General features: G+C 40.9%; 17 protein-coding genes and 1 pseudogene. 7 read left to right on the forward strand and 11 right to left on the reverse strand.

Translation table 11 applies throughout. The annotated features are described in order from the left end of the window. Positions 1–16 precede the first annotated feature (16 nt). The 3 genes from V7L29_RS28465 to V7L29_RS28475 all read right to left on the reverse strand — a co-directional run bounded on the left by V7L29_RS28465 (position 17) and on the right by V7L29_RS28475 (position 6,611). Positions 17–1,162 (reverse strand): PepSY-associated TM helix domain-containing protein, encoded by a 1,146-nt coding sequence (locus tag V7L29_RS28465; RefSeq protein ID WP_334693162.1) that lies wholly within the window; start codon positions 1,160–1,162, stop codon positions 17–19. Positions 1,163–1,186: 24 nt separating this feature from the next. Next, positions 1,187–3,895: a TonB-dependent siderophore receptor gene (locus V7L29_RS28470; RefSeq protein WP_334737563.1), complete on the reverse strand. Its 2,709-nt coding sequence runs from the start codon at positions 3,893–3,895 to the stop codon at positions 1,187–1,189. A 79-nt stretch (positions 3,896–3,974) separates the two neighbouring features. Beyond that, on the reverse strand, positions 3,975–6,611 hold the full coding sequence (locus V7L29_RS28475; RefSeq protein WP_334737564.1) for a TonB-dependent siderophore receptor: 2,637 nt from the start codon (positions 6,609–6,611) through the stop codon (positions 3,975–3,977). A gap of 1,124 nt (positions 6,612–7,735) precedes the next feature. On the opposite strand from V7L29_RS28475, the gene V7L29_RS28480 reads away from it, so the two are divergent. The 3 genes and pseudogenes from V7L29_RS28480 to V7L29_RS28490 form a co-directional block, all read left to right on the forward strand. Beyond that, positions 7,736–8,101 carry a hypothetical protein gene (locus V7L29_RS28480; RefSeq protein ID WP_334737565.1) on the forward strand — a complete coding sequence of 122 codons (366 nt, stop codon included), beginning with the start codon at positions 7,736–7,738 and terminating at the stop codon, positions 8,099–8,101. Positions 8,102–8,418: 317 nt separating this feature from the next. Then, positions 8,419–8,835, forward strand: coding sequence for a hypothetical protein (locus V7L29_RS28485; protein ID WP_334737566.1), 417 nt, complete (start codon positions 8,419–8,421; stop codon positions 8,833–8,835). Further along, positions 8,836–9,117, forward strand: a pseudogene (locus tag V7L29_RS28490) (transposase); the annotation flags it as partial. Positions 9,118–9,473: 356 nt separating this feature from the next. On the opposite strand, the gene V7L29_RS28495 reads toward V7L29_RS28490, so the two are convergent. From V7L29_RS28495 to V7L29_RS28510, 4 genes are all read right to left on the reverse strand, one after another. Continuing rightward, positions 9,474–9,740, reverse strand: coding sequence for an NIL domain-containing protein (locus V7L29_RS28495; RefSeq protein WP_334737567.1), 267 nt, complete (start codon positions 9,738–9,740; stop codon positions 9,474–9,476). A gap of 149 nt (positions 9,741–9,889) precedes the next feature. Then, a complete protein-coding gene (cysW, locus tag V7L29_RS28500) occupies positions 9,890–10,768 on the reverse strand; it encodes a sulfate ABC transporter permease subunit CysW (protein WP_334692114.1) in 879 nt (292 codons plus the stop codon). Then, positions 10,755–11,615 carry a sulfate ABC transporter permease subunit CysT gene (gene cysT / locus V7L29_RS28505; protein ID WP_334737568.1) on the reverse strand — a complete coding sequence of 287 codons (861 nt, stop codon included), beginning with the start codon at positions 11,613–11,615 and terminating at the stop codon, positions 10,755–10,757. Before cysT ends, cysW begins: the two co-directional genes overlap by 14 nt. A 93-nt stretch (positions 11,616–11,708) precedes the next feature. Next, the gene (locus V7L29_RS28510; protein WP_334737569.1) at positions 11,709–12,854 is read right to left on the reverse strand and encodes a sulfate ABC transporter substrate-binding protein; all 1,146 of its coding nucleotides are present in this window, start codon (positions 12,852–12,854) and stop codon (positions 11,709–11,711) included. 403 nt (positions 12,855–13,257) lie between these two features. On the opposite strand from V7L29_RS28510, the gene V7L29_RS28515 reads away from it, so the two are divergent. Further along, positions 13,258–13,863, forward strand: coding sequence for a hypothetical protein (locus V7L29_RS28515; protein ID WP_334737570.1), 606 nt, complete (start codon positions 13,258–13,260; stop codon positions 13,861–13,863). Positions 13,864–13,947: 84 nt separating this feature from the next. Here the strand turns inward: V7L29_RS28515 and V7L29_RS28520 are convergent, their stop codons facing one another. The 3 genes from V7L29_RS28520 to purE form a co-directional block, all read right to left on the reverse strand. Further along, positions 13,948–14,727 carry a class II glutamine amidotransferase gene (locus V7L29_RS28520; RefSeq protein WP_334737571.1) on the reverse strand — a complete coding sequence of 260 codons (780 nt, stop codon included), beginning with the start codon at positions 14,725–14,727 and terminating at the stop codon, positions 13,948–13,950. Positions 14,728–15,220: 493 nt separating this feature from the next. Continuing rightward, entirely contained in the window at positions 15,221–15,520 is a 300-nt protein-coding gene (locus V7L29_RS28525; RefSeq protein ID WP_334692119.1) for a putative quinol monooxygenase, read from the reverse strand. 193 nt (positions 15,521–15,713) lie between these two features. Next, positions 15,714–16,232 (reverse strand): 5-(carboxyamino)imidazole ribonucleotide mutase, encoded by a 519-nt coding sequence (gene purE / locus V7L29_RS28530; protein ID WP_334692182.1) that lies wholly within the window; start codon positions 16,230–16,232, stop codon positions 15,714–15,716. Between the two features lie 118 nt (positions 16,233–16,350). Between purE and nagA the strand changes: the two genes are divergently transcribed. Next, positions 16,351–17,520, forward strand: a complete 1,170-nt coding sequence (gene nagA, locus V7L29_RS28535; RefSeq protein ID WP_334737612.1) for an N-acetylglucosamine-6-phosphate deacetylase — start codon at positions 16,351–16,353, stop codon at positions 17,518–17,520. 198 nt (positions 17,521–17,718) lie between these two features. Here the strand turns inward: nagA and V7L29_RS28540 are convergent, their stop codons facing one another. After that, positions 17,719–17,850 carry a hypothetical protein gene (locus V7L29_RS28540; RefSeq protein ID WP_334737572.1) on the reverse strand — a complete coding sequence of 44 codons (132 nt, stop codon included), beginning with the start codon at positions 17,848–17,850 and terminating at the stop codon, positions 17,719–17,721. A 175-nt stretch (positions 17,851–18,025) separates the two neighbouring features. Here V7L29_RS28540 and V7L29_RS28545 point away from each other — a divergent pair, with 175 nt between their 5' ends. Both V7L29_RS28545 and V7L29_RS28550 read left to right on the forward strand, forming a co-directional pair. Beyond that, positions 18,026–18,289, forward strand: a complete 264-nt coding sequence (locus V7L29_RS28545) for a hypothetical protein (RefSeq protein WP_334692122.1) — start codon at positions 18,026–18,028, stop codon at positions 18,287–18,289. After that, positions 18,280–18,699, forward strand: coding sequence for a type II toxin-antitoxin system VapC family toxin (locus V7L29_RS28550; RefSeq protein WP_334737573.1), 420 nt, complete (start codon positions 18,280–18,282; stop codon positions 18,697–18,699). Before V7L29_RS28545 ends, V7L29_RS28550 begins: the two co-directional genes overlap by 10 nt. The last annotated feature ends 27 nt before the right edge of the window (positions 18,700–18,726 follow it).

An 18,726-nucleotide genomic window follows, 5' to 3' on the forward strand; every position in this document is an offset into this window, starting at 1 on the left:
ATTACTGAAATAATTTTTATCTAATTGAAGTCGTATAGATGCTATCTTTTGTAGTTATTTTTGTTCGCTGACGGTAGCGGTACATCACAAAGCCAGTCATAAAAAGAATAGTGGGAGTAAGTCCCACAAACACATAAAAAATACGGGTGAGTAAACCGCCAAATGTGCCGTAATGCAAAGGTACAAAAGAGTTGAGAACGCGATCGCCTAAGGATTGCTGTAACCCGTTATCGACTCTTAAAACTTTGCCACTGTATTGATCGAGATAAACATAGCTATTACCGTAATCCCCCGCTTCTTGGGGAAACTTATAGCGCATCGACAAAGTATTTTCTGGTTTGGACGGAAAGTAGATTGTTTGCAGTTTTGCTCCTGGTAGCGCTGCCTGAGCCGTTTTTAATTGTTTGGTTAGCGGCAGTGGAGATTGAAGAGCGATCGGTTGAGAAACTGGCTCAGTTTTTGAAGGACTAAATGTGATTGCCCGAATCATCGGTTCACTAAACTCAGATAAATTCCAGCAGAACCCTGTGAAAAAGGTGAAAACAAGAAACACAACGGCAACAATGCCTACGATTTTGTGAATATCAAAATTTATTCGCTTGGGATGAGCATTCCACTTGATTTTAAAACCTGAAATCAGCTTACGCCAACCCGGCCACAGCACCACTCCGGTAATCGTGAGTATACACATTAGCAAACCAATAATACCAACAAGCTTGAGTCCGATGTCGCCTGCTAACAATGCATAATGCAGCTTATAAACAAGTTTAAAAAATGACTCCACCAGATCGGGGTTGAGCGTGTTGCTCAAAACGGCTCCTGTATAAGGATTCACGTAGTTCTCGATCCAATCGTTGGCTTTAGTTGCATAAACAACATTAGCTGGCTCATTTAGTTTGGGTGACAGATAGAACGCCTGAAGCACAGCATCAGGCTGGTTGGCGTAAATGGGTTTGACTGCATTCACAATCGTCTCAACCGATAACAGTTCCCCTTGAGGGGCAATGGTTCCAATTTTGTGATGCTGTTGAAAATTGCTGATTTCTGTATGGAAAACCAAGATGCTACCAGTTAAGCCGATAATGATCGCAATCAGTCCGATCGCTAACCCAAGATAGCGGTGTAAGGCAAATACGAAATTACGCAGGGTTTTGGAGGTCATGGTAGATATTCCTGTTCAAAAAGGTCAAAACTCAAACGAAACTGTTCCCAGCACGGTAAGAGGCGCACCAGGACGGAGAAAGTAGCCTTGAGAATCGTAATACCGAGTACTGGTAAGATTCTTAAAGTTCAGTCCTACCCTCCAGTGATCGCGTTTGTAGAAAATAGAGGCATCAGCACGCACATAGGAGGGGATTTTGAAGGTGTTAGGGAGTTCAGCTTCGCGATCGCCAGTATAAAACACTCCCCCACCAAACCCTAATCCTTTCCAATCACCGTTTTGAATTTCATAGCTTGTCCACAGACTCCCCCCAATACCAGGAGCATTGACCAACGAGTCGCCCACTGGTAGAGTATTATCTTTACTTACAAAAGCATCGTTGTGGAATAAAGACGCAATCACATTCCAACCTGGTAAAATCTGACCAGAAATGTCAAATTCCAAACCGCGACTCTTCACTTCTCCAGCCGCAATGGAAAAATCGGTATTATTGGGATCGGTTGTAGCGACATTTTCCTTGGTAATGTCATAGGCAGCAAATGTTGCAGATAGCCTATCTTTAATCAGTTCCGCTTTGACTCCCACTTCATACTGAGTGCCAAGTTCCGGTGGTAGGGCACTACCGTCAGCTGTACGTGATGTGCTGGGGTTGAACGATTCGCTGTAGCTAAAATAGAGCGAAATCGGTTCAATCGGCTGATAGACAACGCCAACTCGCGGAGTAAAGGGAGTATTATAGGAAGCATCTGTTTTCTGATCATTAATGGGATTCCCTTGACCGTCAAGATCCTGGGTCAAGATCCTCTGGTTGATAAAGTCAACTCTGCCGCCCAGCAGTAACTTGAGATTGGGTAGCAAAACGATCTGGTCTTGCAGATAAATGCCAAATGTGTCGCGCTTGGTGGTGTAATTATTAGAAAACTCAAGTTCGGTTTTTGGCTGAGGAGAGCCATACACTGGGTTAAAAATATCTATGGGCGTAGCCACATAAGAAGTGTAGGGAGCGGTTTTATAGTCGTAATAGCTCCAGTCAAAGCCCAGAAGCACCTGATGTTTGATGGAACCTGTATTGAATTTTCCAATTAAATCTGTTTGCAGGTTGTAGCTCAAGTAGTCGCCAGAACCGTCTGTTATCAAGCCACGAGATAGCGTCCGACCATCTACACCCAAATCACCAGGTCGAAGATATTGAGAGCCAATGCCGAAATTTTGGAAATAGGCGGCAAATCCAGTGCGGAGCTGTAGGTTTTCACTAAATCGGTGGTCAAGAGTTAAATTGATATTGTTTGATTCCTCGGTGAAACCGTCGTTGATATCTGGCTCTAGCAAAAATCGGTTAATGGGAAGTTGAAAAACAATTGGCAGGGGTGGTAAACCATCGTTAAAGACTCGCTCAAGTTTGCTATATTCATACTCAAACGTTAACTTTGTGTTCTCACTAAATTTATAGGTCAACACAGGAGCAATAGAAAACGTTTGAGAGTTGACAAAATCGACAAAATTGCCGGCACTTTCATAGGCGGTATTCAAGCGGTATAGTAACTTTTTGTCAGCCGTGAGCGGTCCAGAAATATCAATCGAGGGGCGATAGTAGTCATAACTCCCAACAGTAAATTCACCAGAGTAGTAAGGGTAATCGAGTGGTTGTTTGGTCACGTAGTTGACAATTCCACCGGGTTCAAATTGACCATATAACACTGAAGCTGGGCCTTTCAATACTTCAATCCGCTCAAGGCTGGCAGGATTAATAACGGGGTCTTGAATTCTAAAACCATTCCTCAAAGTGTCGTAGGTTACAAATCCTCGAATCCGATAGACATCTGTCGCATCCCCATAACTCCCTTCTTTGGTGACACCTGACACATTGCGTAATGCATCTGAAATTCGGGTAATTCCTTGATCCTTAATCACCTGTTGAGGAATCACCTGAATAGATTGCGGGATATCGCGCACAGGCGTATTAGTTTTCGTCGCAGTTGTCGCATCGGGCACTCGATATCCGTCTTGTTCACCTGTTACTACCAACTCAATCGGTTGATCACTATTGATTGATGGTTTTGGCTGTGTTTGACTTTCTGGCTTTTGTTGAGAGGGAGTTGGTTGGGTTTGAGGTGGCTGCTGTGTTCGTGCTTGGGATGTAGCAGTTGCAACAGAGAAGATTATACCCTCGTTGGGACTGTCAAACAATTCGACAGTTGGTACACTCCCCTCACCCGTTACTGTGACTCGGATAGTATTGGCATCAAAGTTAGTAACTGTGATTTCAGTTACACCCGCAATTGGTTTAGTAGAGCGGAATGTAAACGTATCGCCACTGGGTAAGCGCAGTTGAGCATTGGGAATATCAGCAATAAAATTATTACCTGCACTGCGATTTGTGATTTGTAACTGTTCACCTTTAGATGTTTGTAAAATCACCTCCACACCTTTATCAGTGGGATTTGCCTTAACTGCTGTAACTTGCACAACTTCTGTTTGTGGCGTGTTTGGTGGTGTTGGCGACTGCACTAATAACATTTTGGCGCTAGTCACAAAAGGTTCTAGCTCACTTAATTGCCTAATCTTCTTATTTACTTGAGGTGGTTTGACTTGTATTGATGTTTTCGCAAGAGCGCTTAACCGATTATTAAGTTTAGGAATATCTTGCGCTTTTGCAGGCTGAACCAGCAAAACTGTGAAAACTATTAACAACCACTCTCGTCTGTAACTGAATTTACATATTTGCTTATTCATTTTCTCTCCACACACCTTATTATTCCAGATGACAAAAACCTCACATTGTGCGTAGCTTTGATGCAGATGCCTATTGAGCTTAGAATGTGAAAGAAACAGAGCCAATCACCGTAAACGGCTCACCTGGGTAAACAACGTCGCGTCCCTGAGTTTCCAGGTAGTAGTTAATATTAAAAAGATTTTTGAAATTGAGACCAACCCTCCAGTTATCTTGCTTGTAAAACAGCGCTGCATCTGTGCGAAAATAACTTGGTAGGATAAGGGATTTGTCAATTTCTCCGGGGCGATCGCCCACATAATAAAGACCTAAACCAAAGCCCAACCCTTTGAAATTACCTTGTTGAAGTTCGTAAGTTGTCCAGAAACTGGCAGTATTTTCTGCCACGTTTTGTAAACGATTGCCCACAGGCAAGTTATTATCACGGGTGACTCTGGCATCTATATAACCATAGCTAGCAATCACATTCCAACCTGGTGTTATTTGTCCGACAATATCAAGTTCAATGCCCTTGCTGGTTTGTTCCCCCACCTGAATGGAATAATTGGAATCAGTGGGATCACTAGTTAAAACGTTAGACTTTGTAAGGTGGTAAGCTGCCAATGTTGCTGAGAGTTTGCCGTCAAGCAGCTCTCCTTTTATGCCTACTTCGTACTGTTTACTGCGTTCGGGAGTAAAAGGTGAATTGTCTCTAGACCGTCCATACTGTGGTACGAATGATTCTGCATAGCTTGCATACAGAGAAACAGGAGGGATCGGTTGATAGACAATGCCAACTCGCGGTGTGAAGGCGGAATTATTGTCGTTGGTTGCACTTTGGGCTACCAAGTCCTTCTGTAAAATACTGACCGTATCAAAACGACCGCCCAAGAGTAGCTTGAGGTTCTCAGCTATAGTTACCTGGTCTTGCAGATAAAAGCCTAATGTATCTGTAAAATTTTGAACTATGTAAGGAGTCGTGGGACGGGTAATCGGAACAAAGTAGACAGGATTGAAAACATCAATCGATGCAAAAGGCCCGTTAGTAAAGCCATTAGAGACATCAGTGTAACGGTTCAGGTCTACGCCAAACAGCAGTTTGTGAGTAATTGTTCCTGTTTTGAAGTTACCAATAACATCTGTCTGGAGTCTGTAGTCTTCTTGAGTCCTTCCACCAAAATTAGCAATGTCTCTAGTTGCTGTGCGTCCATCTGCTTGCAGTTCGTCTATCTGAACGCGAATTTCATCACTCTTGAAGATGTTGGTAGAAAAAGCCTGACGCAGTTGCCAATTTTGACTGAAGCGGTGTTCGAGATTGTACCCAAACTTGTAGTTTGTAGCAGTGCCTTCGTTAATAGAGGGTTCACCAAAAAATCGACTAATCGGAACTGACCCAGGGCGATCGCCAATTGCAATCACTCCGCGATCGGGTTTATAATCTCTGTCATTGTATTCAAAAAATAACTTTAAATCCGTATTATCACTAAGCTTCCAAGCGATGACTGGTGCAACAAATATCTTCTGGGAACTAACAAAATCTCTGAAACTACCAGCATTTTCGTAGGCAACATTGAGGCGATAAAGTAAGGTTTTGTCTACATTCAGAGGCCCTGATAAATCCAAAGCTGAACGATAGAAAGCATAATTTCCAGCACTCAGATCGACATTGTAGTAGGGGTCACTTAGAGGTTGCTTCGTCACAATATTGACAATTCCACCTGGTTCAGTTTCTCCAAAAAGCACAGATGCTGGGCCCTTAAGTACCTCAACCCGTTCCACATTTGCAAAATCTGTGGACGCAAAGTTGTCACGAATTCCATCTCGAAAAGTTATTTCTTGCGTAAATCCCCGAATTCTTACTCTATCAAAGGAGTTTTGATAGCCTGCACCTGGTGTTACCCCACTGACATTTTGTAGAATATCCCGCAATCTAATTGTTTTTTGATCATCAATTATTTGTCGTGGAATCACCTGAATCGATTGCGGGATGTCGCGCAGAGGTGTATCAGTTTTAGTCGCGGTTGACGCATCTGGTACGCGATATCCATCTTGCTCACCCGTTACCACCAATTCAATTGGCTCATCACCTGAAGCTGATGGTTGACTTGGTTGTGTCTGGTTCGTTGGCTGTTGTTGTGTTTGGGGTTGCTGCTGTGATGGCACAGAAGGTGCAGTACTCGCAACAGAGAAAATCAGACCCTCGTCTGGACTATCAAATAACTCGACAGTTGGTACACCCACCTCACCTGTTACTGTCACCCGGATAGTATTGGCATCAAGATTTGTTACCGTTATCTGTGTAACACCCGCTATTGGCTTTTCTGAGCGGAATGTGAATGCTTCGCCCGATGCTAGGCGCAGTTGAGCATTGGGAATGTCAGTGATAAAATTGCTACCAGCACTGCGATTGACTAGTTGCAACTGTTGACCTTTCGAGGTCTGTAAAATCACCTCCACACCTTTATCGGTGGGATTTGCCTTAACTCCTGTCACTTGCGTAACTTCAGTAGTTGGCATATTCGGTGTTGTTGGTGACTGTACTAGCATTTGAGCGCTGGTATTGGGAAGTTCTACTTGATTGAGTCTTAGAATCTTTCCAATCGACCTAGAATCACGTAGCACCGATGTAACATATTTAGTTTGTACTTTGTTAACTTCTTGAGCAATTGCACTTATTGGAACGCAGAACAAAATAGAGCTTGTAACCAGCAGAACTTTCAATATTTGCCTTAACACCATTTGCCACCCCTACACTTACTCCCCGGCTGCCATTAACTCTCAATAAATCAGCAAATAATTGCTAGCTACTGAGATAGTAATCAGCTACTTGAGAATCCAGATTACAGGATATGACTAAGCAATTGCAAATAGTTATCAGAATTTATTTACAAGGGGAGTTGACAGATAATAGGTTTTTGATTTTAATGCTGTGATTTCAGCTACCTTTTTGTTTAAGTTAATTGAAAACTATCTTAAAGGTGTAAAACTATTAATAATATTTATTTTTAATTTCTAAATCTATAAAAGCTAATGGGACTTTGAAACAATATTTGCCCAAACATAGCCAGACTTAGTTTTATGAGCGGCAAATACAATGTCCGCCTCATAGAGATTTTCATCTTTTTGGCGATTATTAAACTACGGTAACTCTATCGATTTAACAAATTTAATTGTTATGTAAAGGAGAGTCTCACAAAGACAGCAAAGAAACAATAAGTAAATTTACGTAAATTAGGCTCAATTTATATGGAGTACTTTGACGCCAAAACAGTTGAGAATCTCTTACATCTATCTGTTCCTGATATCGTCATTATCAGGACTTACGCACAGGTAACGAAAAATCGTAGACGCAAAGCGGCTTGCCGCAGACTACCGCAGAGGACGCGGAGGACACGGAGAAATAAGAGTTTCAGAGAGTTCTTGCGTAAGTCCTACTTGGAATCAAAATTGGAGGGCGACGCCAATAGCGAAGTGTTAGCTAGTCTTGTCTGCGACACGCTGTTCGCGTTCGAGTGTCACAGCCCGTCGTAGATATCGCCTTACTCATTACCAAGTGATTAAAGAGTTCCCGAAGTCAGGTTAGGTGGTGTTGCAAGGATTTTGTTAGATTTTATTTCATAGTGGGCATACTGCAAGTATCAAGTAAGTAGCATTGAAACAGGAAAAGCAGTATGTTGACGACACAGCCGCAAGAAGAAATTACATCATTGAAGCAAAAATTAAGACATGAAATCAGCAAACTCTCAGGTGCTTCAGAGAATAATATACCTAAGTATATTTGCATCAATAACCTGAATTCAATGGCTAAATTATAATTGTCTAAATAAAACTTGTTTTATGTAATATCTGAGGATGAATTAACAATGAACAAAGATGAAATAAATGCTCAAGTAGCTAAAACAGATCGTAGATTAGCAAGTGAAAATATCTCTATTGCTGACAGACTTGATATAGTAAGAAATGAATTATTTCCAGATCTAAATTCAAATGAAGATGATTATCCAGATGTAGATGCTTTATTAGGTAGAGTCTCTCCTGACCGCTTACTAAATTATCTTTTTGAAGTTGATAATTGGTATAAAGAAAATTATGGCGATAAGATATATCCTGTTTCTTTAAATATTAAAGAGACTCCATTTTTTTTCAAGGTGAAATTTGGTACTTTGCACACCCAGAGAAAGTTGACAACAATTCTAATGTTATTGAATTTACAAATTTCCCAAAAATAGTCAAGCAAAATTTAACAGAAGAGGACATTGAGCATTTAAAAAATTTATATGAGCAAGGCAAAAACAAATTATATACCATCAATAATTTAGAAGATGTTGTTAGGTATTGCGACCCCAAAAATCCAGAAAAACTAAGAAATATTATTGATAATATTTTTGATTTACCTAATAAAACAATAGATTTTATTCGTTTTGTACTTGAAGACTTACATCTTGCTATTGTTACTTTAAAAAACACCAGAGATTATCAATTTGTAATTTTTCCAGCTTCGCAAGCAATTGAAAAACTCTTCAAAGCTTGCATAATTGCAGAACCATTGTTAAAACAATTAGACCAAAATATTTCTATATTTCCTGAACAAATAAAATCACAAACAGAACTAATAGATATCTTAAGTAATAAGTATGGACATAAACTATTTCATATACTTGACAAATTCAATAATATTTTTACAGTTCATGAACAAATAAAGCTAGAAATAGATAAATTTCCCAACGCAGAAAGAATGTTTAAAGAAGGTATAAAGAAGGAGGATCGTATAAACCCTAGATATGATGTGATCCCAATTTCTGCAAAAGAAGCAGTAGAAATCATAGATGCTACATTAAACATTTTTGAATTAGTAAGCGATAAATTTCTTAAACCTTTATACAGATTCATGTATTATCCTGAACTTGAGGAAGGATATGATGAATACTTTAGTAGATTAGATGATAATTATTTTGATGAATAAAATCGAGATGTATTTGAGACCTGGTTGGAAACTTGCTTAGTACCTGTACTTAAACCAGGGCAAGTTGTCACAATGGACAATGCCACCTTTCATAAAGGTGGACGTATTGAACAGTTGATTCGAGAGGCTGGCTGTGAAGTCTTGTATTTGCCATCTTATTCCCCAGACCTCAACCGAATTGAGAAATGTTGGTCATGGCTCAAGAGTCGAATCCGCAAACAAATCCAGCATTTTGACACTCTTCGAGAGGCTATGGAATCTGTCTTACGTTTGGCGTCCTAACTCATCTGGCTATTACTATATTTTGAAAAAGCTCAAAATAGAAATTTTGATAGTTTTGTTTATCTGATTAGAAAATATGCTAAATATACAACTAATAAAGTAGTTTTTAAACTTAAACAACAGCAATCCGAAATAGAAGGATATTTCTTCAATATACAAGAAAATAAAGTTTACTATGATAGATGTGGTAAATATTCCCAAAAACAACAAAATTTTGATTGCCAAGATTTTGAAAAACTAATTTCTATCGCTTATTAAAGAAAAACCTAACCCCCTAACCCCCTTCCCGACGCGGGAAGGGGGAAAATTCAAAGTCTCTCTCCTTTAAGGAGAGAGATTTAGAGAGAGGTTAATCCTTACCAATCACTTGCTTGAGTGTCATCCCAGACTTGCAACTTCAAGTCGTGGAGATAGGTTAACCCACTCTGAATTTGTGCATCTGTTCCTTGTAATTCAAGGTCAAACCAACCATCACCGACAGCGTTGGCTCCCAAAATCGCTGCCGTGATATTCACAGTCAGTCCATAGTCAGACACCAGGCGAGAAATGACAGGTTCCTGGTGATAATTCTTAGGAATTCTTAGTCGAATCCGTTTATTGGTAAGTGTATTGTCACTAGCCATATTTGAATTATTTTAATCCCTAATCAGGATTGGTACAGAACTACCCTTAACTTTAATGGTAATTTCCTGATCGGTACTAGGTAGAGCGTACCATGTCCCCTGATTTGCTTGTATCCTATTTAAAGGATAACTATAATCGCTTGATTTTTCTATTCAACATCTTTAATGCGGGTTTTCCGTTCTAAAATCTCCTTCAGCACTAAGGTTACTACTGCTAACAACGCTAACAGTACAGCTGCAGAGAAAGCAGCTTCGGTTTCATATTGTTTGTAAGCATCTTCTACAAACAATGGTAAACTCTGGGTTTGGTCAGCAATGTTGCCAGATACTACCGAAACCGCCCCGAATTCACCCATTGCTCTGGCATTGGTCAAAATTAAACCGTAGAGTAAGCCCCAGCGAATACTAGGTAAGGTGATGCGCCAAAATATCTGCCAATCTTTCGCACCTAGAGTTCTCGCAGCTTCTTCTTGATCCTTACCAAATTCTTCTAAAACAGGAATTACTTCCCGCGCCACAAAGGGCATACTCACGAAGGCTGTAGCCAGCACCATACCTGGAAAGGCAAAGATTATCTTGATATCATGGGCCTGGAGCCAAGGGCCAAACCAGCCATTGCGTCCGTAAAGTAGCACAATCATTAATCCTGCGACTACAGGCGAAATCGAAAAGGGCAAGTCAATAATGCTTAAAACTACGGCGCGTCCGGGAAATTTATGACGAGCGATCGCCCAGGCTGCACATAGCCCAAATACTGTATTTATAGGCAGAGAAATCAAAGCTAGCAACAGTGTTAGCCAAGCTGCATGGATAAAAGCTGGTCGCGTCAGGTTGGACAGAAACGGCCCAAATCCTTTGCTAAAGGCTTGGATAAAAACGTTGATTGCAGGGATGTATTGAACTAAGGCTAAATAGGCGATCGCTATCCCAATTAAAACTATTGGTACCCAACTCTTCTGCTCTTTAGGCTTGGCTATTTCTGTATCAGACGCAGAAGATGAGTGAAAACTTGGCTTATCTACTGTCATATCGCCTTGCCCATGCTTGTAAGAAATTAATTGCCAATAGCAGTACCAACGAAATTGATAGTAAAACTATGCCAATTACTGTTGCACCAGAATAGTCATACTGCTCTAACCGCTGGAAAATTAGCACAGGTGCAATCAAATCTTGGAAAGGTGTATTGGAAGAGATAATCACAGTTGACCCATATTCCCCAACTGCACGGGAGAAACCCAAAGCAACACCAGTCAAAATTGTCGGAAATAAAGGTGGCAAAATCACTTTCCAGAAGGTCTGCCATTGAGAAGCACCCAGACACCAGGCGGCTTCTTCAATTTCGTGTTCCATTTCCTGAAGCACGGGTTGGACAGTTCTAACGATAAAAGGTAGTGAGATAAATATCATTGCCACCGCTACTCCCGTGCGGGTAAAAGACACCTTAATTCCCAGTGGTGCTAGTAGCGAACCTATCCAGCCGTTATTACTATAAACTGTTGCCAGAGTTAGCCCTGCTACCGCAGTTGGTAGTGCAAAGGGTAAATCCACTGTGGCGTCAATCAAGCGTTTTAAGGGAAAGTCGTAGCGAACCAGAACCCAAGCGATTAGAGTCCCAAAAATGCCATTAAGAAGGGCAGCAAATATTGCTGTAACAAAAGTGACATTATATGTAGCTAATGCAATCTCACTGGTTGCGATCGCCCAAAATCTCGCCGGAGGTTCCGTACTTGCTTTCAGGAACATGGCAGCTATCGGGATAAGCAACATCACCGTCAGATATGCAATGGTGATTCGCCAAGTCCACGGAATCCGCCCCAATCTCTTCCAAAATGGCGTTTTGCGTTGAACTTCCACAGAAGGAGATACAGTCGTCATAGTCAAAAATTCAAAATTTTAATTTCAAAAAAAGTTTTTTACCAGTGGTCAGTTGTTTTTTTTACTGACCACCGATTATTGATTAATGACTAATTACCGTTTAATTTGGGCTTGAACCTTATCAAACACACCGCCATCTGCAAAGAACTTCTGATCGATTGCACTCCAACCACCGAAGTCTGCAACTGTACCCAGAGTTTTCAGATTGGGAAATTTGTCTGTGACTTCCTTGTTTTGAGCTAAAGTCTCATCCACAGGACGGAATCCCAATTTAACAAACTCTTGTTGTGCTTCTGGGCTATAGAGGTATTTCACAAAACCTTCAGCAACTTCGCGGGTTCCGTGCTTATCAACATTTTTATCTACCACAGCGATCGGATTGTCGATGGATATATTCACATCGGGAACGACATAATCAACCTTCTCGCCCTTTTGCTGTGCCAAAATAACTTCGTTTTCGTAGTTGATTAAGACATCCCCCTGCCCTTGCTTGGCAAATGTATCAGTAGCTTCCCGCGAATCTTTAGGCAAGATTGGCACATTTTTGTAAACTTTAGTCACAAATTCAGTCGCTTTCGCCTCATCGCCACCTGTTTTAATTACAGAATCCCATAGTGCTAAAAAATTCCACTTAGCACCGCCAGAAGTTTTGGGGTTAGCAGTAATCAATTTCACACCGTCTTTGGCTAAATCTTGCCAGTTCTTGATGCCTTTAGGATTGCCGGAACGAGTGACTATTGCTGCAACAGATTTAGAAACAATACCATTGTTGGGAACTTCCTTCTCCCATCCTGGTTGAATCAATCCAGCCTTCTCAATCTTTGTGGTGTCTCCAGCTAGTGCCAAGTGAACAACATCTGCTTCCAAACCATCGATAACAGCACGAGTTTGGGAACCAGATCCGCCATAGCTTTGCTTGAAGGTAACAGTTTGGTTATGATCTTTCTTCCACTGTTCTACAAACTTAGGAATGATCGCTTCGTGAGCTGCTTTCGTAACTGCAAAAGAAACGAGGGTTAGTTCAACATTATCCTTGCTTGCAGCAACAGGACTAGCAGTAGGGGGTTCAGAGGAAGAATTACTTCCAGTTCCACCAGAGCAGGCGGCAAGCGCCACACTCAATACAGTACCTACTAAAAAGAGCGATACAAAGCTTTTGAGCGAATTTAGCCGGAACCGATATGTTCTATGTTCAGCGATCGCTTGTAACCTTTTCAGTGGGCGTTGCCACAAACTCATTCTATTTCCTCCACTAAATCTACAAATAATTGATGGGAATACAGTTATATAGTGTTTATCATACTGGATGATTCCATGTATCTAGTTGCAAATACCAAAAAACCTCACATTCTTTATCAAGAATATGGTGATTTTACCAGTTTTGTGAGCAATTACAAATGTTTTTACTTTCAACTATTTAACCCTCGTGTCGATGGATACTCCAGTTTCCAACCTGGGCGAAGCTATCAGTAGGTCGTTTGCAGGGTGATTAGCGTTCGCCAGTGTTATCAGGGATAGACTTGGAGTTAACTGTTGCTCAGGTGTTTGGTTGGCTAAAAATCAGCAGTTAGAGAAACCCTAGTAAAATTGACGACTATCGTCTCCAATATTACACTAGATATTGAGTGATAAGTTTTTAGATATGAAATCCTACACCGAGATATACAACGACTATTTGGCTAATGTTTATCTCTATGCAGAGAAGGAATATTCTTGGTATAAAAAAGCTGGCAATTTAAGAGATGCTGTCAAAAAAGCTTTTCTTAGCAAAGATGAGCAGGGAAAAGTTCATAGGCATCAATGCCGTGTTGGTCGCCAGTGTCTAGCTTTAGCGGTTGAGATTGCCTTAGAATATTTTGATGGTCACTATATTAGTAGTTTTGAAAACTTTCACAGTATTCACCAATTTGTTGAGTCTGTTAGCTGTGAAGTAGAAGGTTTTGGTCAATTAGCCACTTATGATGTTGCACTTCGTATTACTAAATATCTAAGTTATGAACTTCAGGAAGTCTATCTTCATGCAGGTGTTACGATTGGTACTCGCGCTCTAGGCTTTAATGTCAAGGATGGAGATATTATACCTGTACAAGAATTTCCTGTACCCTTTAACCAATTAAGCGGAGATCATCTAGAAAATTTACTTTGCATCTACAAAGAAGTATTAGCTAATTCTATAGCCGAAGTAGGTAAAACTTGTATTTGTCCAAAAACCAATTCTTCCTGTATCAGTAAAAACGGCTGCGCTTAAAATGCTAATAATATATGAAAAGCATGAAAAATAAAACCCATCTAGAAAGTTTCTAAATGGGAAAAATTGAGCAATTATTTATTCTTAACTAAATGCATATTTTAGAGGTAATCCGTCCTGAAAAACTAGTAATTCTCCCGGTTGGATTTGTGTCCAAACTTCGTTGTCAGTCAGGGGTGTGGTAGCAATGACAGCGACGCAATCGCGTTCGGTAGTCACTTCCCGAAAATCTACGGTCATGTCTTGGTCAATTAAATGGGCAGCTGCAAAGGGCGCTTGGCGGACAATGTAGCTGAGTTTGGTTGAGCAATAAGCAAACAAGTGTTTTCCATCGGACAATAGGTAATTAAATATACCAGTTATTGCGATTTTATCACTAATTTCTTTCAGTACAGGGTACAGTTCCTTGATGTCAGGCTTCCCCTCAGGAAAGTGCTGTCGCAATGTTTCTAGCATCATACAGAATGCTTTTTCACTATCAGTGTCACCTACAGCTTGATAAAAGCCTAAATTTTCCGGATCAAAATCTGGCAAATTACCATTGTGGGCAAACACCCAATACTGACCCCACAATTCTCTGCGGAAAGGATGGCAGTTATGTAGGGCAACTTCACCCTGAGTGGCTTTGCGGATATGGGCTATGACATGGGTTGAGTGGATGGGATAACTCCGCACCAACTCCGCTACTGGAGAAATAATAGAAGGTTGGGCATCTAAAAATATCCGACATCCCTTTCCTTCAAAGAAAGCAATGCCCCAACCATCGCGATGATCATCCGTTTTTCCTCCCCGTGCAGAAAACCCTTCAAAAGAAAAGCAAATATCCGTTGGAACATTGCAGTTCATTCCAAGCAATTGGCACATAATAAGGCTAGAAGACTAGTTTCAGCCATCAATAAAATTGTTCATCCCATTAACATACTATTTTAGAGCTTTTTGGAAATTAAAAACGTATTTGGCCTTACATTAACCTGCCATTTTTAGGCATTGTAAAAATTAGATATTGCAAATGTTCTGAGAAGTTTTTAGTTGCCTTAAGAAGTATAAAACATTTTCTTATCATTGACCATTGACGCGTTATTATAAGACTTTCTCTCTCCCATTGAACATCTGACCATTTAACAGCTATTGCCTCACTGATACATGTTACTGTCAAAAAAATAAACTCGATTAAAGGTAGCACAATTTAATTTTCTACCATAGTTGTAGCTCTCAATTTTTGACTAAGGCTTGAGGAGCAAGATACTTCAGAATGCTGCATTGATTGGAGCGATCGCTTCAATCCCAAAATTTAAGGTTGAGATATTCCCAATGATCCCCAATAATAAAGAATCTACTTCAAGTTAGCATTATGTGACTATGCTAAAAGATGGTATCGGCGGACATCTGGTGCAGCAGTCACTAAACCTTCGAGTTTGGCTACTCCCGCTTTGAGATGGGGTGAATCTAGATGAGTATTCAGGGCTTGATCAGAAGTCCACTCCTCTATAAAAGTAAAGTCTGTTGGATCGGACTGGTTTTGCACAAGTTCATACTTGATCACACCTGCTTCCTGACGCGTTGGCTCAATCAGTTCTAACAGTACAGCTTTTAGTTCTTCTACTTTATTAGGCAAAGCAATAAAACGGGCAATTACGCGAATAGTTTGGTTAGTCATTTGTCTATTTGTTATTTGTTTATTGGGCACTTGTACTTAGCTTGTCTTGATCAAAGTCGAGGTAAGCCGTAAAGCCTGGGGCATAGCTACGCTTAGGGCGCAGCCTCTTCAAGAGTTGTATTGAGCATTAAGCATGGCGCATAAGGGAAAGACTTGCTGCTCCCCTGCTCCCCTCCTCTGCTGTTAACATTTATTAAAACATCTGCTGTAAATATTGCTCATAGCCTAATTCTTGTAGTTTTACTTGCTTTGCAATTACTGATTCAGATAAGATTTGGCGATATTGCTGCACTCTTTCTAGCAATTCTGGTTGCCCAGTTGCGAGGATTTGCACTGCTAAAAGTCCGGCATTTTTGGCATTACCGATCGCCACTGTTGCCACAGGAATACCCGCAGGCATTTGTAAAATAGAATACAAAGAATCCACACCTTGTAAGTTACGGGTGGGTATAGGAACACCGATGACAGGAAGTGGAGTTAAAGACGCTACCATTCCAGGCAGATGGGCAGCACCACCCGCACCAGCAATAATCACCTTAATACCGCGTTGGTGTGCAAGTTGAGCATATTGCACCATGCGTTCTGGGGTACGATGAGCAGAAACGATCGCCACTTCACTCTCAACGCCAAATTCTTCACAAACTGCGATCGCGTCTTTCATGGTGGGCAAATCAGAATCGCTGCCCATGATAATACCGACTAGGGGTGTCATAGAATTTTGGATTTTGGACTTGTCGTGAGCGTTCAGTCGAACGATTTCGGATTTTGGATTAATCGCCGATTGTTTCATCTAAAATCGGATGAGATTTAGCTCTCTTCTCGCCAGTGTGATGATCCAAGCAACACAAAATCCTGTAGATATTATCAATGCTAGAGTACCAGGGTACAAAGATTTGCAGATGCTCTTGGTTAATCAAGAGGGCATAATTGAGCAAATCTTGCCAATGGGTACAGGAGGAGTACACAGCCGTGCGCTTCTACTAGATGTAGCAGGTGACTGGATTTCTTTAGGCGGCGTTGATTTGCAAATTAACGGTGCTTTGGGTTTGGCATTTCCTGATTTGACAGCTCTTAATGCTCACTTGCTGGTGAAAATATCACAATTTTTGTGGGATGCCGGGGTAGATGGATTTTTACCGACACTTGTAACAACTTCGGTAGAAAATATTCAGCGATCGCTTGCGATTATTGCTGAGGTTCTCTCCAGTCAACAAGCAGGTGCCAAGATTCTGGGAGTACATCTAGAAGGCCCATTTTTGAATTTCCAAAAGCGTGGCGCACACCCAGCAGAGTACCTGTTACCCTTAACAATTGATCAGGTAAAGCGGGTTTTGGGTAATTATGCTCATGTTGTAAAAGTCATCACCTTAGCACCGGAGTTAGATTTGACTGGTGAAGTAATTCCATATTTGCGTTCTCTGGGGATTACTGTCAGTTTAGGGCATTCTCAAGCAACAGCTGTCCAAGCGCAACGTGCTTTTGAGCAGGGTGCAACGATGGTAACCCATGCTTTCAACACCATGCCAGCGTTACATCACCGCGAACCAGGATTGTTAGGAGCAGCAATTATTCATCCTGATGTGATGTGTAGTTTTATTGCTGATGGTAAACACGTTTCGCCCACGATGCTGCAAATTTTACTTCGCGCTAGCTATCAAGAAAAAGGGCTGTTTCTTGTCAGCGATGCTCTTGCACCTTTAGGGCTACCCGATGGCGTGTATCCTTGGGATAGTCGGCAAATTGAAGTTAAAAACGGTACGGCACAACTGGCGGATGGCACTTTGTCGGGGACGACTTTACCCTTGTTGGTGGGAGTGCAAAATTTGGTGAAATGGGGAATTTGTGACGTAGAAAGTGCGATCGCTTTAGCTACTAATGCGCCTAGACAAGCGATTGGTTTACTAAGAATTGCCAAGAGTCAACCTGCTAATTTATTACGCTGGCATTGGGATGAGACTACAAAAGAATTAACTTGGCAACGATTATTTACTGTAAGCTGAAATGCAGGCTTGAGATTCGAATGACCAAATAATTACGAATTACAAATTAGTAATTATTTGGTCAAGTGGCGTGGGTTGGGGGGATTGAGTTTTATCTGAACCGTATTGGAATGACTTGTATATCCGATGAATTAGCAGATTAGCTTTTATGTCTAATTACAGCAAGCTCAAAGCCTAACTCTTGAAGAGCAAATACGCTTAATTGAAGAATGCTGTTGTCGAAATAGCAAATGCGTAGGCGTAGCCAGCCTTCGGCATCGCCGAAATAGCAAATGCTGTTGCCAAAAGAGCAAATGCGATCGCCTTATAGAAAACCTCAAAACAAAGCATAGACGCTCCTTCGGCTTGTCGTTAGACATCGCCTGTTCTGGAAGAGAGAGCGTTAGCGTAGCTTACCGTAAGTATCACTGTGTATATTTGACTTAAAGACAAAAAAGTATAATAGTGAGCATCAAACCCCTATTTGTTAAAATATATTTATCATTAAACAAAAATAACTTATCTTGTGGACTCTACATTTAACTGGAAACCGGAACAGACTTTACTAGAAAAAGTCACAAATCTGGCTAGTCAACGAGGACAATCTCCTGAATCAATTGTCAGTGAAGCTGTTAAGGTATATCTCGAAACCCAATTGCTAGAACCAGTTGATAATGCTGTGTCTGACCCATTAATTGGCTTATTTGCAGGAACACCTGATTTGGCTACAAATTCTGAAGATATTCTCCAACAGGAAATTACTGAAAAATCTGGTTGGACGTGGAAATAACCTCAGTGGTGGCTGATACGGGTTTTGTTGTAGCATTGTTGAACCGTTCGGATGCAATGCACAGTATTGTTGCAACAGTATATATACAACAAAAACAAATTCTGTTACCACAAACAGTATTGGCAGAATTAGCTTATTTAGTAGGACGTAATCCAGGTGTAGCGACAGTTATAGCTTTTTTGCAAGGACTATCTGCGAGTCGATTTAGTTTAATAGCTTTAACAGACCAAGATGTAATTCGTGTGGCAGAAATCTTGGATGAGTATGCAGATAGTCGGATTGATTTTGTAGATGCAAGTGTTATGGCTATAACTGAACGCTATGGTATTAAAAAAATATTTACCTTAGATCAGCGAGATTTTAGATTATTTCGACCTCAGCACTGCGATAGCTTTGAGATTTTGCCTTAAAGATAAATAATAGTTAACAAAAGAGCG

The organism is Nostoc sp. (assembly GCF_036916575.1).
Lineage (GTDB): Bacteria > Cyanobacteriota > Cyanobacteriia > Cyanobacteriales > Nostocaceae > Nostoc.

Coding starts and splice junctions, on each gene's coding strand:
- V7L29_RS28465 (WP_334693162.1), bottom strand. CDS start 1,162: ATGACCTCCAAAACCCTGCGTAATTTCGTATTTGCCTTACACCGCTAT.
- V7L29_RS28470 (WP_334737563.1), bottom strand. CDS start 3,895: ATGAATAAGCAAATATGTAAATTCAGTTACAGACGAGAGTGGTTGTTA.
- V7L29_RS28475 (WP_334737564.1), bottom strand. CDS start 6,611: ATGGTGTTAAGGCAAATATTGAAAGTTCTGCTGGTTACAAGCTCTATT.
- V7L29_RS28480 (WP_334737565.1), top strand. CDS start 7,736: ATGAACAAAGATGAAATAAATGCTCAAGTAGCTAAAACAGATCGTAGA.
- V7L29_RS28495 (WP_334737567.1), bottom strand. CDS start 9,740: ATGGCTAGTGACAATACACTTACCAATAAACGGATTCGACTAAGAATT.
- cysW (WP_334692114.1), bottom strand. CDS start 10,768: ATGACAGTAGATAAGCCAAGTTTTCACTCATCTTCTGCGTCTGATACA.
- cysT (WP_334737568.1), bottom strand. CDS start 11,615: ATGACGACTGTATCTCCTTCTGTGGAAGTTCAACGCAAAACGCCATTT.
- V7L29_RS28510 (WP_334737569.1), bottom strand. CDS start 12,854: ATGAGTTTGTGGCAACGCCCACTGAAAAGGTTACAAGCGATCGCTGAA.
- V7L29_RS28515 (WP_334737570.1), top strand. CDS start 13,258: ATGAAATCCTACACCGAGATATACAACGACTATTTGGCTAATGTTTAT.
- V7L29_RS28520 (WP_334737571.1), bottom strand. CDS start 14,727: ATGTGCCAATTGCTTGGAATGAACTGCAATGTTCCAACGGATATTTGC.
- V7L29_RS28525 (WP_334692119.1), bottom strand. CDS start 15,520: ATGACTAACCAAACTATTCGCGTAATTGCCCGTTTTATTGCTTTGCCT.
- purE (WP_334692182.1), bottom strand. CDS start 16,232: ATGACACCCCTAGTCGGTATTATCATGGGCAGCGATTCTGATTTGCCC.
- nagA (WP_334737612.1), top strand. CDS start 16,351: ATGATCCAAGCAACACAAAATCCTGTAGATATTATCAATGCTAGAGTA.
- V7L29_RS28540 (WP_334737572.1), bottom strand. CDS start 17,850: ATGCTTTGTTTTGAGGTTTTCTATAAGGCGATCGCATTTGCTCTTTTG.